Genomic DNA, 7,454 nt, shown 5'->3' on the forward strand with positions numbered 1-7,454 from the left:
GGCCTGGGGCTGGGGCGACGAGCACCGCGCGCAGCCGCTCGTGGTCTCGATCACGCAGTCGACCGAGCTCGGCACCCTCTACTCCGTCGACGAGATCCGCGCCCTCGCCGACCACGCGCACGAACGCGGCATGAGGCTGCACCTCGACGGCGCGCGCATCTCGAACGCCGCCGCGGCCCTCGACGTGCCGCTGCGCGCCTTCACCCGCGACGCCGGCGTCGACGTGCTGAGCTTCGGCGGCACGAAGAACGGCGCGATGCTCGGCGAGGCCATCGTGGTGCTCGACCCCGAGGCGTCGACCGGTCTGCAGTACTCGCGCAAGTTCAACATGCAGCTCTCGTCGAAGATGCGCTTCGTCTCGGCGCAGCTGATCGCGCTGCTCGAGGGCGATCTGTGGCTGCGCAACGCCCAGCACGCTAACGCCATGGCGCAGCGCCTGCGCGGTGCGATCGAGGCGGGCATCGCCGACGGCTCGATCACGGGCGTCTCGTTCACTCAGCCCACCCAGTCGAACGGCGTCTTCGCGCAGCTGCCCGACGGCATCGCCGACCAGCTGCGCGAGTCGTTCCGCTTCTACGACTGGGATGCCGCGCGCAACGAGGTCCGGTGGATGTGCGGCTTCGACACCGAGGAGTCCGACGTCGACGAGTTCGTCGCCGAGCTCGCGCGCCTCACCTCGCGCTGAGCACCGCGCTCTCGCGGCGAGACCGCCGGGAACGAGCGAGTCCTCCGAAACCACCGAGACCCACCGCCGCCGTCACAGGCGCCGGTGGGTCTCGTCGTGCGAGGTGCGTGTCGCTCAGCGCTTGGACTTGCGGTAGCCGGCCTTGACCGCTGCCGCCTCGCTCGAGAAGCACGCCTCGGGCTTGGTCTTGGCGTAGTAGGCGCCGGACTTCACGTGATAGATCATCGAGCTGCGGTTGCCCTTGATCGGAGCCCAGGACGGGCAGTTCCACGACGACACGGGCTTCGCCTGCGCCGGGTAGCTGACGACGCCGGTCGCTTTCGACACCTTCGACGCCGAGATGTACCCGCTCTTCGTCCCCGTCACCTTCACGGTGACGCGCGTGCGCACGGTCGCCGTCGAGAGGACGAGCGATGAGCCGGTGGCGCCCTTGATCGCCTTGCCGTTCGCGTACCACTGGTAGCTCAGTCTCGTGCCGCTCGTCCAGGTGCCGGGCGCAGCGGTCAGCCTCGAACCGAACAGCGCTGCCCCCTTGATCCCGGGCACGGGGGCCGCAAGGACGCCCTTCACCGACGCCGTGGCCTTCGAGCGCTTCGATGCCTTCGCGTACCCCGCCTTCGTCCCCGTGACCACCACGGTGATCGTCTTCACGGCGGCTGCTGCCGGGATCTTGAACGTCGCCGCGGTCGCCTTCGAGACGGCGGCGCCGTTGATGTACCACTGGTAGGTCAGCTTCGTGCCGGCGGTCCACGTGCCCGTCTTGACCTTCAGCGTCTGCCCGACGGTCGCGGTGCCGGTGACCGCAGGCACGGGGGCGGTGAGAGTGCGCAGCACCGCCGGCGTCGCCGCAGACACGAGCGCCTTAGGGGCGAATCCGGCCTTCGTTCCGGTGACCCTGACGGTGATCCGCTTGCCGGCGGTCGCGGCTGCGAGCACGAGCGACGACGTGGTGGCCTTGGCGATCGCGACGCCGTTCGCGTACCACTGGTAGCTCAGCGTCGCGCCCGCCGTCCACACGCCGGGGGCGGCCTTCAGCGTCTGCCCGAGAGTGGCTGTGCCGCTCACCGTGGGCGTCGAGCTGTCGATGAGGCGGAGAGCCGCGAGAACAGCGGAGACTCCGGAAGCGACGGATGCCCCATCGAACGGGACGGTGTTCGCCTTGGCGAAGGTCGGGGAATCGTTCCACCACTCCGACACCGCGCCGGATGCTGCCGACAGGAACGCGACCCGGTACTGCCCGGCGGGCATTCCGCCGACCGCGTAGGTGCCGTCATCCCTGACGTAGTTCGCTGCCACGGCACCCGTGCCGCTGCCGTCGGCCGGGTAGACAGCGACGGCCACCTTGTCGCCTGCGAGACTCACGCCCGCAGGCCCGGCGACCGTGCCGGAGATCAGCGCGGAGGCGTCCAGGGCGATGTCCTGTGCCTCGAGCCCCTCGGCCGGGAGTGCGATCGACGCGGCGCCGTCTCCGACCGCGGAGTGCACCACGCGGTCGGTGACCGCTCGGCCTTCGGACAGCACAGAGAGTGCGACCTCGCCGACCGGCGCGCGCAGCAGATAGGTGCCGTCGGCGGCGACGGCCGCGGCTGCCAACGGTGCGCCGCCCTCGGCACCCGGGGCGTGGGCGACCACGAACGTGCGGCCACTCGTCGGCACGGCCCCACCCGGGAATGCGACGGTGCCCGAGATGTCTGCAGAGCCACCGGGAGCATCGCTCGGCGACGAAGCGGCGAGGGCGGCAGCATCCCGCAGCGCGAGGGGCAGCTGGTCGGCGACGCCGGCGTGCTCAGGGGCGACTGCGGTCGCCGCTGCAGTCATGGCCGCAGACACGGATGCAGCCGCGGGAGCGGATGCCGATGCGGGCGACGCGACGGCGACGAGCGTCGACGCGAACAGCGCAGCGGCGACGCCGATGGCCGCTGAACGCGACGGACGGGTGAGGGCAGGGAACACCATGAGGCATCCTCTCGGGCACAGGACGAGGCCACGAGACCGCCGTCAGACACGGCGTTCTGGACAGATCACCTGAGATATGGATACACCGGAATACAGTTCAGCGCCACATTCGGTGGAGAAATCATTCCCGAGAGATGCGGGACTGCGTCAGCGAAGCAGCCCCAGGTTCGCGAGCGCCAGGCGGATGAGTGTTCCTCGCCCGCCCTCCATCTCGGCGGCGACGGCGTCGGAGGCCGCGGCCTCGGGCGGGAACCACGTGACCTCGAGGGCGTCCTGCCTCGGCTCGCACGTGCCGGTGACCGGCACCACGAAGGCGAGCGAGACGGCATGCTGACGGTCGTCGTGATACGCACTGACTCCCGGGATCGGGAAGTACTCGGCCACGGTGAAAGGCAGCGGCTGCGGCGGGAGCAACGGGAAGGCCATGGGCCCGAGGTCGTTCTCGACGTGACGGAACAGGGCGTCGCGGATCGTCTCGCCGAAGCGCACGCGCCCCGACACGATCGTTCGCGTCATCTCGCCCATCGGCGTCGAGCGCAGCAGGATGCCGACCTCGGTCACCTGCCCCGATCCGTCGGTGCGCACCGGGATCGCCTCGACGTAGAGCATCGGAAGGTGTCGACGAGCCTCTTCGAGTTCGAACTCGCTCAGCCACCCCGGGTTGGAATCACGCGAAGGGGGCTGCGCGGCGCCGAAGCCCTCGATCCCGTCGTCGGGTTCCGGGTCGGGATCAGGTGTGCGGACGGCCATGTGTCCTTTCTACCAGCCGCGTGTTCGAGCCGACAGCGACTTGACAGGTGCGACCGGCATACGATCGCGCGAACGGGTCCGGTCGAGTGTCCGAGGCCGCTGGCAGGATGGTAGACGTGAGCGAAGAACTGACGATCGACGGCGCCCTCACCCGCTGGTCGACCCCCGACCGGGCAGGGCTCCCCCTGCTGGTGCTGCTGCACGGCTACGGCGCCGACGAGAACGACCTGTTCGGGCTGGTGCCGTACCTCCCCGAGGGCATCACGGTCGCATCGGTCGCTGCTCCTCTCGCCCCTCCCTGGCCGATGCCCGGTCGCTCTTGGTATTCGATCGACGGCCTCGAGGGGCGCAGCTCGGCGTCGGTGACCGTGGCAGCCGAGGCGTTTCTGAGGTGGCTCGATGAGGCCCGGCAGGATGCCCCGGCCGTGGCGCTGCTCGGCTTCTCGCAGGGAGCCGCCGTGGCACTGCAGGCCCTGCGGCTCGCACCGGCGAGCATCGACACCGTCGTCACTCTCAGCGGATACGCCGCCGACGGCGCACTCCCGCACGACGACCGTCTGAAAGAGCTCCGCCCGCACGTCTTCTGGGGCCGCGGCACCAACGACGACGTCATCCCCGAGGCGCGGATCCTGCACACCGCCGACTGGCTTCCGGCGCATTCCGAGCTCTCGGGGCGCGTCTACACCGGTCTCTCGCACAGCATCTCGGAGGAGGAGCTCGGCGACGTGCACACCTTCCTCACGAAGTGGCTCGAGCGCACCGCCTCGGCCTGACGCGCGCGCGATCCACCCCGACCCACGACAGCGACACGCCCGGGTTGCGCAACTCCGACACGCCCGGGTATCGTCGTGGAGTCCTGTCCGCCGTGTCTGGAAGTCCTTTGATCTGATCCGTCGCCTCCGCGCCCATCTCTCTGCGCGCTGACCCGACGATCGCCGACTCCACGGCCGACCACGCCCGCTGTCCTCCGACAGCGCCCCGCTCAGACGAGGTCTCTCAGGCGTACCGGTGTCAGTGCACCCCTCGCACTCGACAGGAGACACCATGTCAGTCCCCACGCTTCACTCATCGGTCACCCTCGACCGCCTCACCTTCACCTGGCCAGACGGCACCACGGCACTCGACTCGGTCTCGGGGTCGTTCGGCTCGGGCCGCACCGGGCTCGTCGGACGCAACGGCGCCGGCAAGTCCACGCTGCTCCGTCTCATGGCGGGCGAGCTGACCCCCACGTCCGGGGCGCTCACGACGACCGGCGACGTCGCGTATCTGCCGCAGCAGCTCACGCTCGACGTCGACCGTCGCGTCGCCGAGCTGCTCGGCGTGGCCGCGGCCCTCGACGCCGTCCGCGCGATCGGCGCCGGCGATGTCGACCAGGCGCACTTCGACGCGGTCGGCGACGACTGGGACATCGAGGCGCGCGCCGGGATGTCACTCGCCGAGGCCGGCCTCGCCCCCGATTTCCTCGACAGACGCGTCGGCGAGCTGTCGGGAGGCGAGGCGGTGCTCGTCGCGATCGCCGGCATCCGTCTGCGACGAGCGCCGATCACTCTGCTCGACGAGCCGACCAACAACCTCGACCGCGACGCCCGCGCGAAGCTGGCGGCCATGGTCGGGTCGTGGAAGGGAACGCTCATCGTCGTCAGTCACGACCTCTCGCTGCTCGAGCTGATGGACGACACCGCCGAGCTCTACGCCCAGACGCTGAGCGTGTTCGGTGGTCCGTACTCCGAATGGCGCGCCTGGCTCGATGCCGAGCAGGAGGCAGCACGACAGGCTGAGGTCACGGCCAAGCAGGAGTTCCGCAAAGAGAAACGCCAGCGCATCGAGGCCGAGGTCAAGCTCGCGCACCGCGCCCGCACGGCCAAGAAGGCCGAGATCGAGAAGCGGGTGCCGAAGATCATCGCGCACGGTCGCAAGATGGCAGCCGAGGTGTCGGCGGGCAGGCTGCGCACCGAGGTCGGCGCGAAGGAGGAGGCGGCCCGCACCGCCCTCGACGAAGCGGGGCGGCGGCTGCGCTCGGATGCGTCGATGAAGATCGAGCTGCCCGACCCGCAGGTGTCGCGCAGCCGCCGCATCGCCGAGATCGGCGACGGTGAGCGGTCGTGGATCATCCAGGGCCCCGATCGGGTCGCGCTGGTCGGGCGCAACGGCGCGGGAAAGACGACCCTGCTCGAGCGGCTGGTGCGGGATGTCGCCCACGGCGTCGTCCACAACTCCGGAGATCCGACGGCGAACGGCGCCGAACGGCCTGCTCCGAGCGCCGGCGGCGAGGACCTCCGCATTTATGGAGCGCAGCTCATCGCGACGGCCCTCACCGACCGCATCGGCTACCTGCCGCAGCGCGTCGACGGGCTCGACGAGCGCCGGTCGGTGTACGAGAACATCGCGGATGCCGCACCCCAGGTGCCCGAGAAGGAGCTGCGGAACCGATTGGCGAGGTTCCTGATCCGCGGAGCGACCGCCGAGCGTCCTGTCGCGGCGCTCTCAGGCGGCGAGCGCTTCCGGGTGGCGCTGGCGAAGGTGCTGCTCTCGGATCCCGCCCCGCATCTCGTGGTGCTCGACGAGCCGACCAACAACCTCGACATCGACACGGTCGACCAGCTGATCGAAGCGCTGCGCGCCTACCGCGGGGCGGTGCTCGTCGTGAGCCACGACGACGCTTTCCTGGCGCGGCTCGATCTGGATCTCACTCTCGAGATCCGGCCCGACGGCTCGCTCGCCGCGACCTGACGGGCGCGGGTGTCTGTCAGGGCGCCCGCGCTCAGGCCCGCCGGCTCCGCATCGCCCGAGTGTGGGTGATCGCGGGGTCGGCGGCGAGTAGGGCGTAGTCCTCCGAATCGCGAGGCACCAGCGCGACCCGCCCCGCATCGTCGTGAGCGATGCCCCACCCGTAGCGCTTGCCCAGCGGCGATGAGCGCAGGCACGGCTGCCCCTTCGAGAAGAACGCCTCGCGTGCGGCCGCGTCGTCGGGGTCGATCCCGGCGCGCAGAGCATGGGTCGCGAAGATCACATCGTCGGAGGTGCGCGTGTACGGCTCCTGCACGATCAGCCGATAGTGCAGCGCCGCGATCGTGGGCTTCTCGCCCGTCGGCGGCTCTTCAGCGTGGTCGACGGGGCAGTCCTCGGCGACCTCGATGAAGGTGCTCAGGTAGTTCGTGGTGTGCGTCGCCATGCCTACAGCATGCCCTCACCCTCCGACAATGCCGACCCCGATGTCGGTGGCACGGGTGATGATGGAGGGATGAGCGACGTGCTCGACCGCTTCACCCCTGCCACGCAAGACTGGTTCCGGGGCGCCTTTCCCGAACCCACGCCCGCACAGGCCGGCGCGTGGAATGCGATCTCGGCGGGCAAGCATGCGCTCGTCGTCGCCCCGACCGGTTCGGGCAAGACGCTCTCGGCCTTCCTGTGGGCCATCGACAGTGTCTTCCGCGAACGCGTCGAGCATCCCGATCCTCCGGCGAAGCGCACCAAGGCCGCAGACAGCTCGCGCACGCGCATCCTCTACATCTCTCCGCTGAAGGCGCTCGGCGTCGACGTCGAGCGCAACCTGCGCTCCCCTCTCATCGGCATCGGGCAGTCGGCCAGGCGGCTCGGCGCCGAGGCCCCCACGGTCACGGTCGGTGTGCGCTCGGGCGACACGACCTCGAGCGATCGCCGCAAGCTGGTCTCAGACCCGCCCGACATCCTCATCACGACGCCCGAGTCGCTGTATCTCATGCTCACCAGCCGCGCCGGCGAGACACTGCGCGACGTGCACACGGTCATCATCGACGAGGTGCACGCGGTCGCCGCGACCAAGCGCGGCGCCCACCTCGCTGTGAGCCTCGAGCGGCTCGACGCCCTGCGTCGCCTGCACGGGCATGAGCAGGCGGCGCAGCGGATCGGCCTGTCGGCGACCGTGCGGCCGATCGACGAGGTCGCGCGCTTCCTCGGCGGCGCCGCCCCGGTCGAGATCGTCGCCCCGCCCGCATCGAAGACCTTCGAGCTCGGGGTCGTGGTGCCGATGGACGACATGACGAATCCCCCTCCGCCGCCGGGCGCCCCGAAAGACGCCGGCGAT

7 protein-coding genes are annotated in these 7,454 nt (G+C 70.3%); 4 read left to right on the forward strand and 3 right to left on the reverse strand.

Annotated features, from left to right (window positions below):
- On the forward strand, positions 1–685 hold a 685-nt coding region (locus J7E68_RS14585; protein ID WP_251049020.1), incomplete at its 5' end, for a low specificity L-threonine aldolase.
- 114 nt (positions 686–799) lie between these two features.
- Here J7E68_RS14585 and J7E68_RS14590 read toward each other — a convergent pair.
- Both J7E68_RS14590 and J7E68_RS14595 read right to left on the reverse strand, forming a co-directional pair.
- On the reverse strand, positions 800–2,641 hold the full coding sequence (locus J7E68_RS14590; protein ID WP_215173747.1) for a hypothetical protein: 1,842 nt from the start codon (positions 2,639–2,641) through the stop codon (positions 800–802).
- A 147-nt stretch (positions 2,642–2,788) separates the two neighbouring features.
- A complete protein-coding gene (locus tag J7E68_RS14595) occupies positions 2,789–3,391 on the reverse strand; it encodes a DUF4916 domain-containing protein (protein ID WP_215173749.1) in 603 nt (200 codons plus the stop codon).
- Positions 3,392–3,498: 107 nt separating this feature from the next.
- Between J7E68_RS14595 and J7E68_RS14600 the strand changes: the two genes are divergently transcribed.
- Together J7E68_RS14600 and J7E68_RS14605 are read left to right on the forward strand one after the other, a co-directional pair.
- Positions 3,499–4,164: an alpha/beta hydrolase gene (locus J7E68_RS14600; protein ID WP_215173751.1), complete on the forward strand. Its 666-nt coding sequence runs from the start codon at positions 3,499–3,501 to the stop codon at positions 4,162–4,164.
- A gap of 271 nt (positions 4,165–4,435) precedes the next feature.
- Positions 4,436–6,121, forward strand: a complete 1,686-nt coding sequence (locus J7E68_RS14605; protein ID WP_215173752.1) for an ABC-F family ATP-binding cassette domain-containing protein — start codon at positions 4,436–4,438, stop codon at positions 6,119–6,121.
- 31 nt (positions 6,122–6,152) lie between these two features.
- On the opposite strand, the gene J7E68_RS14610 is transcribed toward J7E68_RS14605, so the two are convergent.
- Positions 6,153–6,563, reverse strand: coding sequence for a DUF6157 family protein (locus J7E68_RS14610; protein WP_215173754.1), 411 nt, complete (start codon positions 6,561–6,563; stop codon positions 6,153–6,155).
- 69 nt (positions 6,564–6,632) lie between these two features.
- On the opposite strand from J7E68_RS14610, the gene J7E68_RS14615 reads away from it, so the two are divergent.
- Positions 6,633–7,454 (forward strand): DEAD/DEAH box helicase (locus J7E68_RS14615; protein ID WP_215173756.1); only part of this gene is annotated, 822 nt, incomplete at its 3' end.

The sequence above is a fragment of the Microbacterium sp. ISL-103 genome, assembly GCF_018613995.1.
Taxonomy (GTDB): Bacteria; Actinomycetota; Actinomycetes; order Actinomycetales; family Microbacteriaceae; genus Microbacterium.